Source organism: Microcoleus anatoxicus, assembly GCF_042465725.1.
Taxonomy (GTDB): Bacteria; Cyanobacteriota; Cyanobacteriia; order Cyanobacteriales; family Microcoleaceae; genus Microcoleus; species Microcoleus anatoxicus.
In genome coordinates this window covers 1,634,391-1,653,976 of record NZ_CP120853.1, presented here as the reverse complement: position 1 = coordinate 1,653,976, position 19,586 = coordinate 1,634,391, and the positions used below count along the sequence as shown (strand labels likewise).

The window sequence follows — 19,586 nt, the reverse complement described above, 5'->3', positions numbered from 1 at the left end:
CGGGTTTTTTCCAGAATCGTTGATTACAGTCGGTGATTTGGGCAAAAACCCGGTTTCTGAGATTTGGGGTAGGGGGAGAAACCGGGTTTTTTTCGAGGATATTGATACAGCCGAAAAACTGCGAAAAACCCGGTTTCTTTGGGCTAGTTTGTTTGTCCGCGAGTCCGCCGGGGAATCAATTCCCCGTCTCATAGCGAAAGTCGGTTGAAACCGACTGAAGAATGCTGACAAATACTCGAAAATTTGCTGATTTCATCTGTTTTTCAGTCCTCTTTTAGAGGACTTTCGCTATGAGACGGGGGTTTTCAACCCCCGGCGGACTTGTGGGATAGCGTGGGGATTTTGGCGTCGGAAATTTGGGCGGCCCGAATGTGCGATCGCACTTGAATTTGATCGAGTTAGATATCTGCAAAATATCCGCGATTATTCGCCTTTGTTCCCAAACAGCTTTGCTACCGACTTTACTAACAGTTCTCGCGGCATCAATCTGGGCATATTTACGATGATTTGATTGGGAATTCCCCCTGTCACAACGTTAGACTCATTCTTGTCTAAGGCTTTCAAAGCATCTCGCACTACTTCCTGGGCTGACACCAGTTTTTGCCCGCTGCTAGATGCTAGTGATTTTGGGAATTCAGCTACTGCAAAAAAGTCCGATTCTGTCGGTCCTGGACAAAGGCACAACACTCGTATTCCTAAATCTTTGTTTTCCGCCCACAGTGACTCGGTGAAACTCAGAACAAAGGCTTTGGTTGCTGCGTAAATTGATAGGTATGGCATCGGTTGAAATGCTGCTATTGATGCTACATTGATGATACTTCCCGATTTTTTTTGGCGCATTGGCTGCAAAAATAAGTGCGAAAGCTCAACTAATGCTAGAATATTTAGTTGCACCATTGTTAGTTGTTTGTCAAGGGGGCGATCGGCAAAAACACCGTAATCTCCAAAACCCGCATTGTTGACTAACAAATCTACGGTCAAATCTGTTTGATTGACGGCCTCAAATACTTTTGTTCCAGCACCAGGTTCCGTTAAATCTTGCACGATTACTTCAGCTCGAATATTGAATTTTTCTTGGAGTGTAGCAGCGAGTTGGTGCAATTTGTCGGCGGAACGAGCCACCAAAATTAGATTGTGCTGGTCTTGGGCTAATTCGGTGGCAAAAGCTGCACCAATTCCGCTAGAAGCTCGATTAAAGCAGTTGGCATGAAATTATGTCTGATATTTGATTGGTACTTTATATATTTTAACAATTTGGTACAAAATACTTAAAAGGGAATCGGCGGAACGAGCCACCAAAATTAGATTGTGCTGGTCTTGGGCTAATTCGGTGGCAAAAGCTGCACCAATTCCGCTAGAAGCTCCGGTGATTAAAGCAGTTGGCATGAAATTATGTCTGATATTTGATTGGTACTTTATATATTTTAACAACTATTTTGACTGGCTACCTGTAAAATACTTAAAAGGGAATAGGTGAGTTTTATGGCGCGTCTTACCGATCGAGCTTTTGAAATTTTACGGGCAGAAGTTGACAAATGTGCTGCGGCTGATGCTATAGCTGGGAATGTCTACAGGAGTATCGTAATCAAGCAGTTGGAGAAAATGCGATCGGAAAATGGAACTTTCGCATCCATAGAAGAAATCCGCGCTACTTTCAAAAATGAATTTCCCAACTTCAGCGAAAAAACACTCAAAGCCGCCGTCAAAGCCAACCGCCCGCCCGGATTGTTTGGCAAAATTATCTGGGTTGGGGGTTTTTTAGGGGCTGGGCTGGGGATAATTTGGCTAGCAAACCTGCCTGTGCCCATCATTCGCAAGCCCATAGCAGATAAATTGCCCATATTGTTAATGCCGAGTTTTAGCAGTATGGATTACAATTATCGACAGGCGATCGCCCTGGTGGAACAATCGGATCAATTGGTAAATAAAGCCACTGCTGTGGCTGATTTCGACTTGGGCGAAACCAAAGCAAAACAAGCCCAAAAACACCTCGATACTTTGCCGGTTTGGTTTTTAGGTTATTATCCAGAAACTTACTGCTCTTTTTTTGGCTGTACTTGGCGCTTTAGTGTGGATGAATTTCAAGCAGCACGCAAAAGTATCGGGCGCATGGATGCTCAAATTTTCCAACAAAAAAATGCTTTTACCCAGCTTGGGGAAGTGGAACAAAACCTCAATACCGCGAAACAGCAGTACCAGCAAGCTAAAAATGCGGCAGATAGACAAAAAGCTAGCATAAATTGGCAAAGTGCGATCGACCAACTCAATCAAATTCCCCCAGAAACCCTAGCCGGAGAAACTGCTAGGAAAAAACTGCAAGCAGCAGAGAGAGATTTTCAAACAATGGGCGGTGTCGCTACGGGTTCACTGCGCGCCGACAACTTAATCGAAGCAGCCAAAGAATTTGCCTTGAGTGCCGCTGTCGCATCGCAGAAACCGCCACATTCAGCCGAAAGTTGGCAAAAAATAGCTGATTTGTGGCAACAATCTATTGAACGACTCAGCCAAATTCCCTTTGATAATCCGGGCTATCTTGATGCTCAAACAAAATTAGCTGAATATCAAAATAATTTAGGCACTACACAGATTCGACTGAAAGCAGAAAAAGAGTCAGTGGAAGCTTTAAATCAGGCTAAAAGCTTGTTTGCTAAATTCCAAACTAACCTAAATTCTATCAATCAAAATCCCGGTTACGCCCTCGGTTACTTGCAGGAAATTATCAACAATTTAGAATCTGTAAAACCGGGAACCACTGCTTATCCAGAAGCCCAAAAATGGCTGCAATCAGCTAGAAAAAAACAGAAAGAATGGCAAAAAAAATAAAGCTGGGAAATGGGGAACGATAATAATTCCCAATTACCAATTCCCAATTACCAATTCCCAATTACCAATTCCCAATTACCAATTCCCAATTACCAATTCCCAATTACCAATTCCCAATTACCAATTCCCAATTACCAATTCCCAATTACCCATTCCCAATTACCAATTCCCAATTACCCATTCCCAATTCCCAATTCCCAATTCCCAATTACCAATTCCCAATTCCCAATTACCAATTACCAATTACCAATTACCCATTACCAAACCGGGTCAACATAAAGATTAATTGTTACTTGCTTTTTTCCTGAAGGTACGCCGGAAATACAAGCACAAATTACCTCTCCGTCTTCCAGTTCCACTTCACAAGCGTGACAAGAACCCATGAGACAGCCAGTGGGAATAGAAATTCCCGCGCGTTTAGCGACATCGAGCAACAGTTCTCCCGGTTCAGCTTCAACGGTTACATTTTCTGGTAAAAAACAAATTTTTGTCATTCAAACTTCACCTAAGCTACTAATGACTAATGACTGCTGACTAATGACTAATAACTACCCTAAAATATGTTTGATATCTAAATGCTTTTCAACCGTATCTGCGAGACTGTCCAACAGAGCTTCCCGATGCTCCCGGTAATTAGGAATTCCTGTAGGTAGGGCCCGCAATCCTCGCTGGTGCCGCAAGTGATTTAACCAAGCCCGCCGCCAAGCTCCGTTATCAAAAATACCGTGCAAGTAAGTACCCCAAATAGATTGGAAATTATTGACCATTCCTAAACTAGGATCGTCAAACAGCGATTTAGTCAAATCTGACTCCAACATTTGGGTTATTCCTTGGTGGATTTCGTAACCTGAAACTGGTAAACCCGGTTGAGGATAATTAGATGTTACGGTGCGCTGACGGGCTATTTTATCAGGTGCGATCGCTGTTTTTAAAGGTAACAATCCCAAGCCTTTAAATTCTCCCTGTTGTCCCTCAAGGCCTTCTCGATCGACTATACTTTCTCCCAGCATCTGAAACCCCCCGCAAACTCCCATGACAGTACCGCCAGCCACTAAATATTTTTTTATGGCTTCTGCCATACCCGTTTTTCGGAGTACCTGCAAATCAGAAATTGTAGTTTTAGAACCTGGTAAAATTACTGCATCTGGATGGCCTAACTGGTCTTTGGGGCTGACATATTTGACTGTGACAGTAGTTTCCGACTCCAGGGGGTCAAAGTCGGTAAAATTAGAAATACGGGGCAAGCGGATGACAGAAATATTCAAGTCTGTGTGAGAACTGGAAGAACGTCGATCGAGTAAATCGAGAGAGTCTTCGGCAGGAAATACTTCGTCTATCCAAGGAATTACACCAACTACGGGAATGCCTGTACGTTCTTCTAGCCAAGTTAGCCCTGGATCTAAGATAGATTTTTGTCCTCGGAATTTATTAATAACGAATCCTTTAATTAAAGCTCGTTCGTCTGGATCGAGCAATTCCAAAGTACCGATAATGTGAGCAAAAGCTCCGCCGCGGTCTATATCAACTACTAGCAAAGTCCGAGCATTCAAATGTTTAGCTACGCGCATATTTGTTAAATCCCGGTGCTTGAGATTAATCTCCGCAGGGCTACCGGCTCCCTCGCAAACCACCATGTCAAATTGGTGACTCAAAAATTCTAAAGATTCCCGAATAACTTGCCAACCTCGATCGAAATATTCTTCGTAATATTGAGTAGCTCGGATATTGGCGATCGCGCGACCCTTCATAATTAATTGAGAAGTCATATCTCCTTGGGGTTTGAGCAAAATGGGATTCATTTCTACCAAAGGTGCTACACCGGCGGCCCAAGCCTGAATTGCTTGAGCGTAGCCAATTTCTCCCCCAGCAGCAGTGACATAGGAATTCAGTGCCATATTCTGACCTTTAAAGGGAGTGACTCGCCACTGGCGGCGAGCAAAAATGCGACACAAAGCTGCAACGAGTAAAGATTTCCCTGCGTGAGAAGTTGTTCCCACTACCATAATTGCTTTCATAATATTGATTTTACCTAAATTTAATCGAAAAATTATTGAGTATTTTGTGAAGGCTGAATGCAAAAAGGAAAAAATATGGTTATTTTTTTTTACCTGTTTATGAAGGCAGAAAGCAGAATCTAAAAAGTTCTAATTTCTACCTTTTGGTTTGTGTTTTAGAGAGTCGTCTGCTCAGAGTCAGAAAGATTTTCCGACTTGGATTCATCGGCGGGTTTGTCAGTTTTCAGCAGATTGGGAGTTGGCGGATTTGGATGAATCAATTCCGGTGTGTCTGCTGAGGCGATCGACCCTAGCTGCTCTTTTATGGAATTGTCGATCGCCTCTGATGACACTTCCACCTCCGCAGGTGTTGGCAAAACCACTTCCACCACCGTAATTTCAGTAATTTGAATCGGAGAAATCGCTGTTTCTTCTGAAATCAATTCTGCCATTGCTTCCACATCCAGAGGAAATGGTACTCCTGGAATTTCATCAGCGACGGTGCTGCTAGTTTCTGCCGCCGCTACTTCTAGGGCTGCTTCGGCTAATTCAGATGCGAGAATTTGGTCAAACTCCGGTGTAGAAATTGCCCCTACTTCAGATGCAGGTTCGATCGACTCTGAAGGCACTTTCGGTGTTGTCACCGGAGTATTGGGTATGGACTTGGTTTTCTCCGCACCCCGGCCCAACAAACCGCCTAGACTATTTTTGATATTGCCAAACAGACTGCTGAAACCAGCCGATTTTTTAGGGGCTTTGACAGCAGTTGAATCCGCTGCTGGGGCTGCCGTTGGGGTCACAGACTGGGACTCTTTAGCTGCGGTCCTCCACATCTGGTCAAAGTCATCGACTTCGGGTTCTTGTTTAAGGTCTGGTGGAGCCTCTGCTGTTCCCACAGTTGGTGTGGTGGCAATTTCTGAAACTTTTGGGGTGATTGTAGTGTCGCTAGTTGGTGCTGATTCTACAGGGGCTGGCGAGGTGTCAGCCACAGGAATTGCGATCGACTCCTGTATTTCCTCAGTTGCTGGTGGTGTCGAGTCTGGAAGTGGCAACAATTCAGGGGCGATCGCACTTTCTGCCACGATTTCGGGTAATGGGGAAACCACCGCAGGTTCCTCTGTTTTTACCAGGCGATCGGCAACAGGTGCTGGCACCACATCCGATTTCGGCTTGGGCGCTCTCACAAACTTAGGTTTTTTCGTTGCTGGTTCTGGTTTTTTAGCAAACATCCCCGTCAACGCGCCACCCATACCCCCCGGCAAATTTACCGACTGAGGAATCGGCGTTTGCTGAGCAATAGGTGTAACTTGTCTGCGTAAACTCAAAGTTTCCCAGGCGAACCAGCCCAAAAGAGCCACGGCCGCCATTTGACCAAGCAGGAGAGCACCGGTAATTCGCCCCGCACAAGCCCATAAAATTAACGCATAGAAAAGTCCCACCCCACTCCAGGCAAAATCGCTTTTGCGGTGAACTTCTGGAAAAAAGAAAGCAGCCATGTAAATACTGAAGCTGCCTAGACCGACCGCCAACGCTAGAAAGTATGCAAGCATATTGTCGGCACCTCCGCTTTGTCAAATAACCTCTACGGGCTAATTCTACCTTTCAGGGGTGTCCGGTGGCAGCTTTCTCTAGGACAATTTTTGACTTCTGTGAGGGAATAGGCAAGAGGGAAGAGAGAAGAAGGGGAGGGGGTAGGAGCAGTCGCGGGGGGGAGCCCCTACCAGAGAATCAAACAGCCCTGCCCTCTCCCCCTTCGGGACTATGTGTAACTTGTGATACATATCACTGATATAGATCGATGCGATCGCACGGAAAGGTGAAAGATGTTTGTATCTTGATGGTGTAAGAGAAATGATGCCAGAGTGCATCTTAATATTGGAGGCAGTGCCATGTTGGAAAAAATGTTGTTAGCCCTCGGCTTAACCCTATCACTGCAAGTATTTGCCGGACTAAGCACGTCCCCGAAATTACCTGAAAATTACGTATTGCGATCGAACCAAAATTTGACTCAATTCCTAAAACTTCCCCTCGTTACATTACCGAACCGTGCCGAGAGTGAAATCTAATCTTAATTAGAGTTGCCAGTGCGATCGGAATGACCAAGAGTATTTTTTTGATATTTTCCTTGATAGGTTCTATTTTCATTGTAGAGTATACTCACTGTTAAACCCAGGAGAGTTAAAATGGCACTTAGCGATATTCTATTGAATGAAAAGAACCGAGACAATTTTGTTGATGATTGTGTAAAGTTGATCGACGAACAAGTTGCTTCGGCTTCGGGAATGGGTGGTTTGGCTCTAAAAGCTGCCTACGCTACTGTCAAGGGGATACGAGCTGATTATTGCGCCCAAGTCGTAGATCAACTGCTGCCAGAAATCTCGATCGCACTCGATCCCATGTGGAATGAAGCAGTAACCAATGGCAACCCAGTCGAATATCTCACCGAAAGAAAATCTCAAGTAGCAGACGAATTGCTCCAAATCAGCGATGCCAGAGTCGAAAACAGCACCAGAGCCATGGTGAAAGGAGCCTATGCCAAACTGCGCCCCTCAGCTAAGAATTATGTGGAAAAGGGAATACCTGATTTAGCCAAAATCATTGATCAATATAATAGTGCAGGCTGATATATACCGTTTCCCAAATAGATGAAGTAGGTTGGGTTTAACTGGTTCCTAGGCTCTAGCCTGGGAACCCATATCCAGAGGCTCTGCCTCGTCGAAGAGAGAAAATCGAAAGGTCGGCAGAGCCTTCCGATCAGCGTTACCAGGCTCTGGCCTGGTAACGAGTAACGAGTAATAAAAGAATTAATTCGTAGTCAATATCTGCAACATTGCCTGTCCCGTAATTCCCAAACCCAATAACAAGACCAACATCGCACTAATCCCAGGTAAAATCTTCACTACCGCCAGTTGTTTTGGTAATTTATCAAACTTCCCTTTCGCATAAACTAAGATTAAGCCGATCGCAGTCAACACCAAAGCCAACCCCAAACTAAATGCTACCACCAGAGTCATGCCCAAACCCACACTACCCAAAGCTGATGCACTCAATAGCATCACCAACGCCGAAGGACAAGGCAACAAACCGCCAGAAATGCCCAAGGCTAATAAGCTTTTCCAAGTAACAGGAGAACCGTCAGCTCCGGGTGGCAAATGTGAGTGAACGCGGCCGTCTCCATGATGGTGAACATGATGATTTATCTCTGATTTAACAGGCTTAAATTCTCTCTCCCAAGTTCCCCTGTTTAATAGATTAACTGGTTCTTCATAGTTCATAGTCAGCACTTTATTCCTGAAACCCCAGTTTTGATTAAAAATTTTAGTTGGCAAATATTTGAAGAAGCTCGTCCTCAGTGCGAACCCATTTTTTGTTCTTTCCATAAGTAGCTTGAAGCCAATTAAAGCCACCAAAAAACCAGAGATTAAATTCAACCAAGGATTCAGTTTTTCTGGATTAATTAAATGAGAAGCAAACAGAGTAATTCCGCCCACAGCAAACACGCCCGCTGTGTGAGTAATTGTAGTAGTTGCTGCTAAAAATACAGCGTGTAGGGGAGTAGCCCGCGCACCTACCAAATAAGCACCCACAATGGTTTTTCCGTGTCCAGGTGACATCGCGTGCATGGCTCCCCAAGCAAATGCTCCGGCTAAGGCTAACAGCCAACTCCAAGTTTCATCCCAAATTGATTCATTTTGTGTTACTAAAAATTCTCGATTTTGTGGTGTGAATACAAAACTTTTGAGCGTGCCTGCTTGGACAATTGTTGCTTGACAGCTTGCTGTGTTTATGCCTGGTAAAAATAGATGATAATTAATCAAAAATTTATTTTTGTTAATTAAGTTTGAAGTAGGTAATTTAGGTTGAGATGTTTGAGATGTTGTGGGCCATGTATAGTCTAAAAATAAAGTGCTGTGGCTATTAGGCTGCTGAATTAATGTGGCTGTTTTGGCTGCTATTTCTAGCGGTTTTACTGCTAGTTTTCCGGGAATTTTGCTAGGATTTTTGATGGTGATATTTTGGCTGAAAAATTTTTCAAGTTGTGCTTGGTGGTTGCGAATTTCAGCGGGTTGTAGCTGATTGTCTTGGTTGTCGTCTGCAAATTTTGTTAAGCCGGTTGGGAATGTTAGGGTTATTTCGGTTTGGTAATCGTTGACTACTATTTCTGCTACTGATAAATCTGCCCAGTGTGAGTAAGCTGGATTGGTTGAGGTTGTTAGTAATATTGAAAGTGTTAGGAAAAATAGGATGAAGAGTTTTGGCGATCGCTTTGATTTGTTTTGCATAAATACCTCTATTTCTAGTGATTTTTTCCGCTAGCAATTTTTTCGTGAGTGTGACAGTCCGCCAGGGGTTGAAACCCCTGTCTAATAGCTCAAGTCGGTTGAAACCGACTAAAGATTTTCTACTTTTTATATCTTTTAGTCCTCTTTAGAGGACTTAAGCTTTGAGCCAGGGGTTTCAACCCCTGGCGGATTGACGGAATAGCAAACTTGTCAGAATGACGGCTATTAGTTAATGTCAAAATTGATCGTTTCCTAAACCTAATGCTTGATTCGATCGCCTTTTGAAGGTAGGGTCGATTTCTTTGGCTGTTTGGAAATAGGCGCGAGATTCACGATTTTTCCCTAATTTAAGGGCGATCGCACCCGCCCGATCGAATATACTCGCATCTCGAATCGCCGATCGCATTATTTGGGCCATCACATCCTCGGCTTTTTTCCATTCCCCTGCACTCAAAAGCGCCCAGGCTAAGGTATCGAGCGTCGCAGCATCTCGCCGGATTTTTACTTCTGCTTGCATTAAGGCTAATGCTTCTGTGACATCCTGCGATCGACCTTTTTCTAGTAGCAAACTCGCCAAATCCCGGCGGTGCCCGAAACCTCCAACTCCAGAAACCTGTTCCTGTCGTAGCGTAGCCTCAGCTTTGTCGAGGAGTTTTTGGGAGGCGATCGCATCTCCCTGTAACTGTTTGACTCTCGCCATACCGCGATCGACAAGGCGATCGTATATCGTCGCAGCCCCTCCCGAATAAGCAGAAACCTTGCTGTAATAACTTTCTGCTTCCCGGTAATTGCCTTGGCGCACTTCTAAATCCGCCATATAAATCAACGCTAGCGGGTATCGAGGTAGCAACCGCAAAGTTTCCAAAAACAGCGCTTTCGCCTGCACAAACTGCCCACGACGGCTGTAAAATCGACCCAAGAGCGATCGGGTACGCGCCGAACCCGCCACTTCTCCTGGTTCCTCCAGGGCCAAAGCTTGTTTGTAATCCTGCAAAACCTCCGCATCTCTACCTTGAGATTCCCTCACCAAAGCCCTCAAAGTCAGAGAGCCCAAGTTGGGAAGCCGCTTCACTAAGGCTTCTGCTGCTGCATTCGCCTCCTTGACTTTTCCCATTGCTAAGTGAGATGTGACTGAAAGGGCGATCGCATCCTCATTGTCAAAACCCACTTGTTTAGCCAAACGCAAAGCAGTGGCAAAATCGTGTCTAGCCTCAGCAATTCTAGCTAAAACTAACAGCGCACCTTTATTATCAAAAGGCAAATCCGCGATCGATCTTTGAGCAGCCTGTTGGGCCAACAAAAACCAACCACCCTCCCCAGTAGCCCGAGCCATTTTCAAATAAACCCCAGCCAATGCAGCCCGGTTCAAACCACTTTTTGAATCCACAGCCAGCCGCTGCTGATAAAAAGTAATTTCTTGTTGAATAGCATCTTTCTGATTCGGATTATTTCTCAAAACATCCGAAAAATGATATCTGTAATTAGCATCGAGATTTGCCGGACTTTTTTCAGAAAACTTATCCGCAATCTCACGAAAATTAGGAGGTAAATTAATCACTAAAATACCAACTACAGGAACTGCTATCAGCAGCCACCACCAAACAACATCCGATTTAATTCCTCGTCCTATTTTCACACTCATAAATCTGCGTTAATCTGAGTTCAAAAAAAAAGAATTTCCCATCATTAGCCAATAACCATAACCCATAACCCATAACCCATAACCCATAACCCTTCGACCCTTCGACTACGCTCAGGGCGACGCTCCGCGGTTCCTGAGCCCTTCGGCTACGCGGTTCCTGAGCGGAGTCGAAGGGCAGGATAAACGCAGTCGTTGGGCAGGGTACTGCTAATGACTAATCACTAATCACTAATGACTAATGACTAATGACTAATGACTAATGACTAATGACTAATCACTAATGACTAATCACTAATGACTAATGACTAATCACTAATGACTAATGACTAATGACTAATCACTAATGACTAATCACTAATCACTAATGACTAATGACTAATGACTAATCACTAATGACTAATGACTAATGACTAATCACTAATGACTAATCACTAATGACTAATGACTAATCACTAATGACTAATGACTAATGACTAATCACTAATGACTAATGACTAATGACTAATCACTAATGACTAATCACTAATGACTAATCACTAATGACTAATCACTAATGACTAATCACTAATCACTAATGACTAATCACTAATGACTAATGACTAATGACTAATGACTAATGACTAATGACTAATTCGGCAAAGCCAAATAAGGAAAACTCGGCTGTAAAGGCTTATGTCCCTGAGCCGGATTTCCCGGCGTTCCTTCATAAGAAACGTTATCGCCCACGGGAGAACCCACCAAAGCTCCCAAAGTGATATCAATCACATCATCCAAAATCATCCGCCCTCCAATCAAACTTCCTTGAGCATTTGTCGCGCTACCATAACCGCTTGCTTTGGTCGTATCAATCCGCATCACATCTGGTAAAAAAGCTCCTGCGATCGCATTTGGATCGACGTTATCCTTACCATCCAAAAGATCCACAGCATTCAGAGTCGCAACAGCTTCCTGCCGCACCGGAGCCGCAGCAGGACTCAAATCTAATCTGGGAGAAATATTATTAAATGCCTCCATAAACCCAGGAGTTACGATTAAACCTTCATTGATTGCAGGTCTAGCCAAGCGCTCAAATTGTTTGAAACCACCAACTCCATCCCTGATGGAAACCGTTGACCACACATCAAAGGTATTCGCCCCAGTTCCTGCTTGCAAAAATGCTTTCGGAACCCGCACAGCAATCGTATTGACGTTGTAACCTTTCGCAAAGTCGATCGCTTGACTTGGTTGTTTAAAACTTACTTTCGGTCCAGTGCTTAAAGCCCCAGCCCGCACTCGGAAAAATTGTTCTACATCAAAGAAGAATGGATCTTCCCGCAAACCTGCAAATACGGTCAAGTTAGAACCGCCCACAGGTACTGTATTTAAAACAGCATTAGAATTGAGCGGTGTTGTGGTAATTAAGCTATTATTAACTGTTGTCTTTGTAGTGGTTTCTACACCGCCACGAACCACGGTAACAGCCGCCGCTTGTATACCTTGATTATTAGGCGGACTAAATGCCAATCTCAGAATTATATCTGCTCGTCCCGTGGGGGTAGAATTCACATCACCAACCTGTGTGATGTGAAATTGGTAGAGAGCCGTAGTGCTGAAATAATATTGATAGCGAGCTATAGACCGGGGATTTGAATTCATGATGAATACTAAATCTCCGTCCGCAGCGCCAGAATTCTGGTCTTGTTCGCGAAACACGTAGAGGTCTGTTAAATTGACTGTGCGACCTTTGATGTCTACTTCGCCGTCGTCGTGATCGGATGCTGCAATTATCCCTGGGGTTAATACGGCAATTAGAGCTAATTCTATCGCTAGTATTGTGCGCCGAATGTTTTTGGGTAGTTTCACAGTTAGCACCTTTATTGCAAAGATAGTATGGATATAACTTAGTAGCATGGTTGACGGAAAAACTCGATTGGTTATGGGTTGGCGAAGTTATATAGCAATCCTTGCAGGAGTCGTAAAGTTTTTTACCCCACCCCAACCCTCCCCTTATGAAGGGGAGGGAGTAAGAAATTCACAAATGATTTAGGATTGCTATAGCTGTCGCCACCATTACGCTGAGAACCCGAACCTAACTGGTATACGAAGGTTTTGCTATTTTGGATCTATCTGGTTTTGTTAAGTTTTGTAAAAATTGCTAATTTCAGATTTACCCTCGGATTTTCTGGGAGTCAAAAGATTTGAGATTTGAGATTGCGGAAGTGATAAACTGCAATATGAATTGGGAATCTCATAATTCAAAGCAGTGTAAAACTAGCCTGAAAAGGCATACCCCAGCTTGTACCCCCCCAACTTCAAACTTACAATTATCTTTGGGTTATGTAGTGATATACGCTGAATTTTTAATTTTGGATCTGTGCAGTCAAAACACATTTTTTTCGGTACACTGAAATGACAGCTCAAAAGTCAGGGGATGAATCGCTACTATTAGTGCAGATTGCCCAGAAAGACCAAACAGCCTTAGCTAAACTGTACGATCGCTATGGTCGCGCTAGTTATGCTCTCGCTTACAAAATTCTGGGTTCGGTAGAAGAAGCTGAAGAAGTTGTACTAGATGTTTTTTCTCAGATTTGGCAAAAAGCATCAAGTTATGATGTTTCCCGAAGTCGAGTCGATACTTGGTTGTTTCTGCTGACGCGCAGTCGTTCTCTGGATCGACTTCGAGTTTTGCAGCGCAATTTTCGGACGGTTGTTGCTTCTTTGGAAAATGCGAAAGTTCCTATTTATCCTATGGCAGAACCGATGGCAGATGCCATACTAGAAGAACGGAGCGAACAAGTTAAAGCAGCGCTGGAAGCATTGCCGCCAGAACAACGACAGGCGATTGAATTAGCCTATTATCAAGGATTGACTTGTGCTGCGATCGCTACTAAGACAGGCATTCCTGTGGGTACTATCAAAACCCGAATTCGGTTAGGTATTTCTAAATTGCGTCAAGCTTTGAGCGAAATAGTTTAAATTATGGAAATCATGGAGTATGAGGAATTTAATATCCTTACAGCGCTTCGAGCTCTCGATACTATGGACGAGTCAGAAAGTCGCGCCCTTAAAGAGAAATTGCAAGAGTCTCCACAACTTGAAACTGAATTAGATGCTGTTGAGGCTGCGGTGGCGGCGATCGCCTATACAGCCCCTCCCGTACCTGTCTCCCCCAACCTCAAACACCGTTTGTTTCAGCGCATCGCCGAACTTGCGCCAACTCCCACCGAGGAAGTTAATTCACAGCCAGTTATTGCTGCTAGTGAAAACAATACTCCTTCTGTAATTGTGCGATCGCAGAATGTGAAATGGAGAAAATATAGAGTTTCAGGTATTTCGTTTGCTAACCTTTATGTCGATGGAGACAAGCGCGAATTTACCTGTTTGATGCGGTTAGAACCTGGAATCAAGTTTCCCCTACATAGACACACTGGAGTAGAAGAAGTGTTTATGTTAGAAGGAGATTTAGAGGTGGAGGGAGAAGTTTGTTATCAAGGGGATTATATTCGCTCATTTCCTAACTCTATTCATGCACCTGTAACTCGTGGCGGATGTTTATTGTTAGTGAAATCATCCATAGATAACGAAATGTTGAGTTGAGTTTTGAGTGTTTAAAACTAACAAACAACAAATAACAACTAAAAATTAACAAAGGAGTTCTGTATCATGCTAAATAGCTTGCGTTTAAGTGCGATGATAGCTGTGATGTTGATTCAAGTCATAGCCAGCAACAACAAAAGTGCGATCGCCCAAGAACGGGAAGGATGTTTTATCGTCAACTCAGCGGGAGAAGTGATTAATTTAAATCAGTTGTGTTCTAATCAGGAACCAACAGTTAAAATTACTGGGAATGATGGGAAATTTATTGAAGACTACAAACGTTTAGCTAAAAGCTACTCGACAGCGACAACGGATAGTTTATTGCAAGCAATTCAAAGCCGCCCTAGTCAAAAAATTGCAGCAGCTAAAAGAATGTGTGCGGAGGCAAAATCGGGAGTTTCTCTGCCGGAATTAAAATTAAGAGCGATCGGGGAAGCCGCGAGTATGGAAAATCCCATTGCTAAAGAAAGTTTTCTGGCGGATACTGATATTACCGTGACTCTGGCGTCGAATCACTACTGCCCGGAATTAGCCATTAGGTAATCAGTCAGGACAGGGCAGTGCCCTGTCATATCAAATCCGTTGGTATCGTCCTGTATTCATCTCTCTCTTCTCCTCCTCTGTGCCCTCTGCGCTCTCTGCGGTTAAATCCTTCCAATGCAACCGTAAACGATATCACAGCGAAAATTAATGGTTATGGCAATTAAAAAGCGATCGCCTTTTGAGTAAAAAGCGATCGCCATGGGTTTAATAATTAGTTAGCAACTATGACTAATTACTAATTAAGCTGCTGGTGTTGCTGCTTCTGAGTCATTTTCAGAACCAGCTTGAGTACCAAGTACGCTGACAACCACCTGATTTGGTTCACCAATAGCTACTACTCCTGCGGGTAACACGAGTTCGTGAATGTGCAGTGCATCCCCTACATTTAAATTAGAAATATCTACTTCAATGGCATCAGGAATGCTGTCAGGTTTACACTTAACTGCTAGTTGGGTCATTACGGTATCCAAGATGCCGCCTCCCAACTTGACACCGACAGATTCGCCGACAAAATGCAAGGACAATTCAACTTCGAGGCTGTCTTGACTTCCTACCGCAAAAAAGCTGAGGTGATAGGGAAAACCTTTCCAAGGATGGCGCTGCACTTCCCGCAACAAAGTTTTTCCTTTCCAAGAAATTTCTGGAATATTCAGGTCAATTAAGACGTTGTTGACAACACGCTGTTTGAGGAGAGTTTCAACGGCTTTGGCTGGGATAGTAAGAGCAAGAGATTCAGATCCTTGATGGCCGTAAAGCACGGCGGGAATCAATCCTGAGCGACGGAGGGCATTGGGCTTGCTGCCTTCAGCTCGCTTTTGACATTCAACTGCGATTTCCATTTTCTGACTTTTGGCTTATTGTTTTCACATTTTACCAAATTTGTGGTAGTGCGATCGTACTTAATTAAATTCGCTGAAGGTATTGATAGTTTTCGTTTTCCACACACTTGAGCAATTCCAGCATTTTTCTCAAACGGTACGTTCCTGTTTGATACTCTTCTTTTTAAAGGACTCTCTGAAGATACTGATAATTTTCATTTTCCACACACTTCAGCAAGTCTAACAATTTCCTGAGACGATACGTTTCTGCTTGGTATTCTTCTTTGAGAGGGGAATCACCCAGCTTAGCAAGGACGGTATCGCTTTCGCAGATAATTGCGTCGCGGAAAAAATTTCTAAACTTCTGGCGAATATCTTGATCTAACTCAACTAAAGGTAGCTTTTCCTCCTCTTCATCTATCAAAATATTTCTGGGGACAGATTTGCCAATTTTGGAAAATTCTGATTTTGCCAACCACTCGTAAACGTCTTCAGACATTCCGACATAGTGCGGTGGCTGATTAGTTTTGAAGGCATAAAAAATCATGTCTAACATTAGCTTTCCTCCTGACCTTCCTGATTCAATAACTTACTCTCTGGAAAATTTTCTACCCAAGCTACATCTGCTTTGTCGAATACAACCTTAGCTGGTTTAGTAATTCCCCCTGTGCTAATAACTCCAATCACAGTTCCTTTTTGACATATTTCCTTAGCTTTTGTGGAATCTATTTTTTTGTTTTTCCAGGCTTTGATTTCAATATGCGGTTCATTCATTATTATTTATACTTTTTATTGTTTTGATAAATTAACTATTGAATTCTATCTGAAAATTGCGGAGTAGCTGTTTGACTTGCGGAACATCTTGCTGGTTGACTATCAAAATATCACCTTTGGGATTGTTTCCGGTTGTTCTTTTGGCTTGTATTCCTTCTTTGCTTAACTCCATTATAAGCCATCCAATCATATCTCTGTGAACTTCTAGCCGTGCTATCAGTTCATCCTCGTCAGTCATTTACTTAACTCCCTGTAAATAAGGATACACTTGACCTCGCCGTGGGTCAAGTGCACTAAATCTGCTGGAACTCTGAACTAAGTTGGTCGCGGCGAGACTGCCAAAAATTTTGAGTATGATTGGTTGATACCCAAAATGATATTTTAAGGCAACGTTAGGCTGGTGTACCATCAACAGACAATAATCCCCGCTTTGGTCCGTGAATTGGGTCTTCGACAATGATAGTTTGGTCGCGGCCAGCACCCAGAGAAACGATCGCGATCGGCACTGCCATCAAATCTGCCAAAAACTTCAAATAATCCAAAGCTTGCTGAGGCAAATCTTCCAAATTACGGCAATCTTCGGTGGATTGTTTCCAACCCGGAAGGGTTTCATAGATGGGTTTGCACTGAGCAAAAATGCGGGAATTCTTAGGGAAATCGACACAGCGTTCGCCCTCAATTTCGTAAGCAACGCAGACTTTGATTTCTTCTAATTCATCCAAAACATCTAGTTTGGTAATTGCTAGACAGTCAAGTCCGTTGATGCGAACGGCGTAGCGGCCAATGACTGCATCGAACCAACCGCAACGGCGTTTCCGACCGGTGGTAGTGCCAAATTCTGCTCCTCTTTCGCCCAAAACAGTTCCAATTCCATCTACCATTTCGGTAGGGAAGGGGCCTTCTCCCACACGGGTTGTATAAGCTTTTGCGACTCCAATAACGCGATCGATCGCTGTAGGGCCAACTCCAGTTCCGACACAAGCACCACCTGCGATCGGACTGCTGGAAGTAACGTAAGGATAAGTGCCGTGGTCTAAGTCTAATAAAGTACCTTGGGCCCCTTCAAACAGAATATTTTTCCGCGTGTGAATCCCGTCATAAATCTTCAGCGAACTGTCTACTACGTGGGGGCGCAAACGTTCTGCATAGACTCGGTATTCATCAATCACATCTTGGGGATTGAGAGGAGGCAAATTGTAGAGTTTTTCCAGAATGACATTTTTATGATTAATTGTCCATTCCAGTTGTTCTTGGAAGCCTTCCAAGTCCATTAAATCGAGCATCCGAATACCTGTACGTTCGGACTTATCCGCGTAGGTAGGGCCAATGCCGCGTCCGGTTGTCCCAATTTTATAATTGCCCCGTTGTTCTTCCGATGCCACATCAATTAATCTGTGATAGGGCATGGTGACGTGAGCAGTCTGGGAAATCATCAACTTGGCAGTAGAAATGTTGAGTTTTTCTAACTGATCCAATTCTTGAATTAAAACTTTAGGGTCAATGACCGTGCCACAGCCGATGATACATTCGGTATCGGGGTAGAGAATTCCCGACGGAATCAGATGTAGCTTGAAAGTCTGACCGTTGACTACCACGGTATGACCGGCGTTGACGCCCCCTTGGTAGCGGACAACGATATCTGCGGATTTGCTGAGCAAATCGGTAATTTTGCCTTTTCCTTCATCGCCCCACTGGGCGCCGATTACAACTACGTTAGCCAAGGGTTTTTCGCGTTCCGTTCTAGTTGACACAAACTTCGATTATCTACGGATATGTGTCAAATGTCAATCAATTTTTGATTTTAGATTTTGGATAGATTGGGCAACCCCCCCCCAGCCCCCCCCAAGGGGGGATTGGGAATTGGGAATTGGGGGATGGGGCATTGGGGCAACCCCCCCAGCCCCCCCAAGGGGGGATGGGAACTCACTCACAAGGACTGACTAATTAATTTTTGTTACAATCTAGAAAATTGAGGCTGTTTTGCCATGAGTTTACACGCTGAGTTGCACCGCCATCTAGGTGGTTCTGTGGTTCCTAGGGTGCTGTGGCGGTATTTCGATCGCCACAATGCTGAAATGGTCGATCGATTTCAAGAATACTCGGAGTTTGAGGAGTTTTACACAAGTCGGCGCAATACTCTGGATGAGTATTTGGAACTGCACACGCTGGTAGAAAGCGTTCAAACAGTTGAGACTTTGCCTTATTTCATTTATCGGTTGATGCGGGGCGCTTACGTGTTTGAAAATCTGGCTTATTTGGAGTTGCGTTATACACCTTATCTGCGAACTCCAGAACATTTGTCGCAGTCAGAACGAATTGATTTGATGGCAGAAATTGTCCGAGTTGTGGGTAAGGCGAGTCAAATTACCGATTGTCCAATTGTGACCAGCCAAATTTTGTGTATGCACTCGCGTTTACCCTATGAAGTGAATCGGGCGATCGTCGATTTGGCTGCACAGATGGGAGAATATGTTTGTGCGATCGATCTTGCGGGCGGTGATGCTGCTATTGGCGATCGTTTGGACGAATTTGTCGGGTTGTATCAGTACGCAAGGTCGATCGGCATTAAAACAACCGGACACCTCTACGAAACTACATCGGGCTGTTATCCCGAACTTTTGCCCTATCTGATGCGAATCGGCCACGGGATTCAAATTCCGTTAAAATATCCCGAACTGTTGCCAGAAGTAGCACGTAGGGGTCAATGCTTGGAAGTTTGCCCGACCACCTATCTGAAAACTGGAACCTTGCAAGATATGCGGGAATTGAAGGTAGTATTCGATCGCTGTTTTGAAGCCGGTGTCGATATTGCCATTTGCACGGACAACGCGGGATTGCACAACGTGCGGCTGCCTTTTGAATACGAAAATTTATTGACTCTGGATATCATTGATTTTCGGCAATTGCAAGCGTGTCAAAATGCCGCTTTCCGCCATGCTTTCGCGTGGCCATACGGCGAGCAACCTGCCAAAATCCTGACTGGTTTGTTGCAGCATGAGTCTGTGGAGTAAGATTAAACGAACCGCGAAGGCGCGAAGGACACGAAGGAAGAGAAAGAGGAAGATATAGCAATCCTAGAAATAAGAAAAAGCTCTTTCTTTTCTTCCTTCGCGCTCTTTGCGTCTTCGTGGTT

At 44.0% G+C, this 19,586-nt stretch carries 19 protein-coding genes; 6 read left to right on the top strand and 13 right to left on the bottom strand.

The genetic code is table 11. The features are described 5' to 3' along the window. Positions 1 to 423: 423 nt before the first annotated feature. Positions 424 to 1,176 carry an SDR family NAD(P)-dependent oxidoreductase gene (locus P2A85_RS07150; protein ID WP_377481346.1) on the bottom strand — a complete coding sequence of 251 codons (753 nt, stop codon included), beginning with the start codon at positions 1,174 to 1,176 and terminating at the stop codon, positions 424 to 426. 36 nt (positions 1,177 to 1,212) lie between these two features. Further along, positions 1,213 to 1,386 carry an SDR family NAD(P)-dependent oxidoreductase gene (locus P2A85_RS07145; protein ID WP_377478323.1) on the bottom strand — a complete coding sequence of 58 codons (174 nt, stop codon included), beginning with the start codon at positions 1,384 to 1,386 and terminating at the stop codon, positions 1,213 to 1,215. Between the two features lie 96 nt (positions 1,387 to 1,482). Here P2A85_RS07145 and P2A85_RS07140 point away from each other — a divergent pair, with 96 nt between their 5' ends. After that, the gene (locus P2A85_RS07140) at positions 1,483 to 2,823 is read left to right on the top strand and encodes a hypothetical protein (RefSeq protein WP_377478321.1); all 1,341 of its coding nucleotides are present in this window, start codon (positions 1,483 to 1,485) and stop codon (positions 2,821 to 2,823) included. Between the two features lie 257 nt (positions 2,824 to 3,080). On the opposite strand, the gene P2A85_RS07135 is transcribed toward P2A85_RS07140, so the two are convergent. The 3 genes from P2A85_RS07135 to P2A85_RS07125 form a co-directional block, all read right to left on the bottom strand. After that, positions 3,081 to 3,317, bottom strand: a complete 237-nt coding sequence (locus P2A85_RS07135) for a 2Fe-2S iron-sulfur cluster-binding protein (RefSeq protein ID WP_377478319.1) — start codon at positions 3,315 to 3,317, stop codon at positions 3,081 to 3,083. 54 nt (positions 3,318 to 3,371) lie between these two features. Next, complete coding sequence (cobQ, locus tag P2A85_RS07130; RefSeq protein WP_377478318.1) at positions 3,372 to 4,838, bottom strand: cobyric acid synthase CobQ; 1,467 nt, start codon at positions 4,836 to 4,838, stop codon at positions 3,372 to 3,374. A 155-nt stretch (positions 4,839 to 4,993) separates the two neighbouring features. Beyond that, entirely contained in the window at positions 4,994 to 6,367 is a 1,374-nt protein-coding gene (locus tag P2A85_RS07125) for a Ycf66 family protein (protein ID WP_377478316.1), read from the bottom strand. Between the two features lie 633 nt (positions 6,368 to 7,000). Here P2A85_RS07125 and P2A85_RS07120 point away from each other — a divergent pair. Beyond that, entirely contained in the window at positions 7,001 to 7,441 is a 441-nt protein-coding gene (locus P2A85_RS07120) for a DUF6918 family protein (RefSeq protein ID WP_377478315.1), read from the top strand. Between the two features lie 180 nt (positions 7,442 to 7,621). On the opposite strand, the gene P2A85_RS07115 is transcribed toward P2A85_RS07120, so the two are convergent. The 3 genes from P2A85_RS07115 to P2A85_RS07105 form a co-directional block, all read right to left on the bottom strand. Continuing rightward, the gene (locus P2A85_RS07115; RefSeq protein ID WP_377478314.1) at positions 7,622 to 9,100 is read right to left on the bottom strand and encodes a nickel/cobalt transporter; all 1,479 of its coding nucleotides are present in this window, start codon (positions 9,098 to 9,100) and stop codon (positions 7,622 to 7,624) included. Positions 9,101 to 9,335: 235 nt separating this feature from the next. Beyond that, positions 9,336 to 10,742, bottom strand: coding sequence for a hypothetical protein (locus tag P2A85_RS07110; RefSeq protein ID WP_377478312.1), 1,407 nt, complete (start codon positions 10,740 to 10,742; stop codon positions 9,336 to 9,338). Positions 10,743 to 11,369: 627 nt separating this feature from the next. Next, complete coding sequence (locus P2A85_RS07105) at positions 11,370 to 12,584, bottom strand: DUF4331 family protein (protein ID WP_377478310.1); 1,215 nt, start codon at positions 12,582 to 12,584, stop codon at positions 11,370 to 11,372. A 546-nt stretch (positions 12,585 to 13,130) separates the two neighbouring features. Between P2A85_RS07105 and P2A85_RS07100 the strand changes: the two genes are divergently transcribed. The 3 genes from P2A85_RS07100 (at position 13,131) to P2A85_RS07090 (ending at position 14,861) form a co-directional block, all read left to right on the top strand. After that, the gene (locus P2A85_RS07100; RefSeq protein ID WP_377478308.1) at positions 13,131 to 13,697 is read left to right on the top strand and encodes a sigma-70 family RNA polymerase sigma factor; all 567 of its coding nucleotides are present in this window, start codon (positions 13,131 to 13,133) and stop codon (positions 13,695 to 13,697) included. A 3-nt stretch (positions 13,698 to 13,700) separates the two neighbouring features. Then, positions 13,701 to 14,318, top strand: a complete 618-nt coding sequence (locus tag P2A85_RS07095; RefSeq protein WP_377478307.1) for a cupin domain-containing protein — start codon at positions 13,701 to 13,703, stop codon at positions 14,316 to 14,318. Positions 14,319 to 14,384: 66 nt separating this feature from the next. Beyond that, a complete protein-coding gene (locus P2A85_RS07090; RefSeq protein WP_377478306.1) occupies positions 14,385 to 14,861 on the top strand; it encodes a hypothetical protein in 477 nt (158 codons plus the stop codon). Positions 14,862 to 15,100: 239 nt separating this feature from the next. Here the strand turns inward: P2A85_RS07090 and P2A85_RS07085 are convergent, their stop codons facing one another. The 5 genes from P2A85_RS07085 to P2A85_RS07065 form a co-directional block, all read right to left on the bottom strand. Next, positions 15,101 to 15,700: a 50S ribosomal protein L25/general stress protein Ctc gene (locus tag P2A85_RS07085; RefSeq protein WP_377478304.1), complete on the bottom strand. Its 600-nt coding sequence runs from the start codon at positions 15,698 to 15,700 to the stop codon at positions 15,101 to 15,103. A 163-nt stretch (positions 15,701 to 15,863) separates the two neighbouring features. Continuing rightward, positions 15,864 to 16,235 (bottom strand): hypothetical protein, encoded by a 372-nt coding sequence (locus P2A85_RS07080; RefSeq protein WP_341738780.1) that lies wholly within the window; start codon positions 16,233 to 16,235, stop codon positions 15,864 to 15,866. Then, entirely contained in the window at positions 16,235 to 16,453 is a 219-nt protein-coding gene (locus P2A85_RS07075) for a hypothetical protein (RefSeq protein WP_341738781.1), read from the bottom strand. The genes P2A85_RS07080 and P2A85_RS07075 overlap by 1 nt, the downstream gene beginning before the upstream one ends. A 31-nt stretch (positions 16,454 to 16,484) precedes the next feature. Continuing rightward, a complete protein-coding gene (locus P2A85_RS07070; protein WP_371116654.1) occupies positions 16,485 to 16,691 on the bottom strand; it encodes a hypothetical protein in 207 nt (68 codons plus the stop codon). 154 nt (positions 16,692 to 16,845) lie between these two features. Further along, positions 16,846 to 18,174 carry an adenylosuccinate synthase gene (locus P2A85_RS07065; protein ID WP_377481343.1) on the bottom strand — a complete coding sequence of 443 codons (1,329 nt, stop codon included), beginning with the start codon at positions 18,172 to 18,174 and terminating at the stop codon, positions 16,846 to 16,848. Between the two features lie 264 nt (positions 18,175 to 18,438). On the opposite strand from P2A85_RS07065, the gene P2A85_RS07060 reads away from it, so the two are divergent. Continuing rightward, complete coding sequence (locus P2A85_RS07060; RefSeq protein ID WP_377478302.1) at positions 18,439 to 19,464, top strand: adenosine deaminase; 1,026 nt, start codon at positions 18,439 to 18,441, stop codon at positions 19,462 to 19,464. Positions 19,465 to 19,586 lie beyond the last annotated feature (122 nt).

Coding starts and splice junctions, on each gene's coding strand:
- P2A85_RS07145 (WP_377478323.1), bottom strand. CDS start 1,386: ATGCCAACTGCTTTAATCACCGGAGCTTCTAGCGGAATTGGTGCAGCT.
- P2A85_RS07140 (WP_377478321.1), top strand. CDS start 1,483: ATGGCGCGTCTTACCGATCGAGCTTTTGAAATTTTACGGGCAGAAGTT.
- P2A85_RS07135 (WP_377478319.1), bottom strand. CDS start 3,317: ATGACAAAAATTTGTTTTTTACCAGAAAATGTAACCGTTGAAGCTGAA.
- cobQ (WP_377478318.1), bottom strand. CDS start 4,838: ATGAAAGCAATTATGGTAGTGGGAACAACTTCTCACGCAGGGAAATCT.
- P2A85_RS07125 (WP_377478316.1), bottom strand. CDS start 6,367: ATGCTTGCATACTTTCTAGCGTTGGCGGTCGGTCTAGGCAGCTTCAGT.
- P2A85_RS07120 (WP_377478315.1), top strand. CDS start 7,001: ATGGCACTTAGCGATATTCTATTGAATGAAAAGAACCGAGACAATTTT.
- P2A85_RS07115 (WP_377478314.1), bottom strand. CDS start 9,100: ATGCAAAACAAATCAAAGCGATCGCCAAAACTCTTCATCCTATTTTTC.
- P2A85_RS07110 (WP_377478312.1), bottom strand. CDS start 10,742: ATGAGTGTGAAAATAGGACGAGGAATTAAATCGGATGTTGTTTGGTGG.
- P2A85_RS07100 (WP_377478308.1), top strand. CDS start 13,131: ATGACAGCTCAAAAGTCAGGGGATGAATCGCTACTATTAGTGCAGATT.
- P2A85_RS07095 (WP_377478307.1), top strand. CDS start 13,701: ATGGAAATCATGGAGTATGAGGAATTTAATATCCTTACAGCGCTTCGA.
- P2A85_RS07090 (WP_377478306.1), top strand. CDS start 14,385: ATGCTAAATAGCTTGCGTTTAAGTGCGATGATAGCTGTGATGTTGATT.
- P2A85_RS07085 (WP_377478304.1), bottom strand. CDS start 15,700: ATGGAAATCGCAGTTGAATGTCAAAAGCGAGCTGAAGGCAGCAAGCCC.
- P2A85_RS07080 (WP_341738780.1), bottom strand. CDS start 16,235: ATGTTAGACATGATTTTTTATGCCTTCAAAACTAATCAGCCACCGCAC.
- P2A85_RS07075 (WP_341738781.1), bottom strand. CDS start 16,453: ATGAATGAACCGCATATTGAAATCAAAGCCTGGAAAAACAAAAAAATA.
- P2A85_RS07070 (WP_371116654.1), bottom strand. CDS start 16,691: ATGACTGACGAGGATGAACTGATAGCACGGCTAGAAGTTCACAGAGAT.
- P2A85_RS07060 (WP_377478302.1), top strand. CDS start 18,439: ATGAGTTTACACGCTGAGTTGCACCGCCATCTAGGTGGTTCTGTGGTT.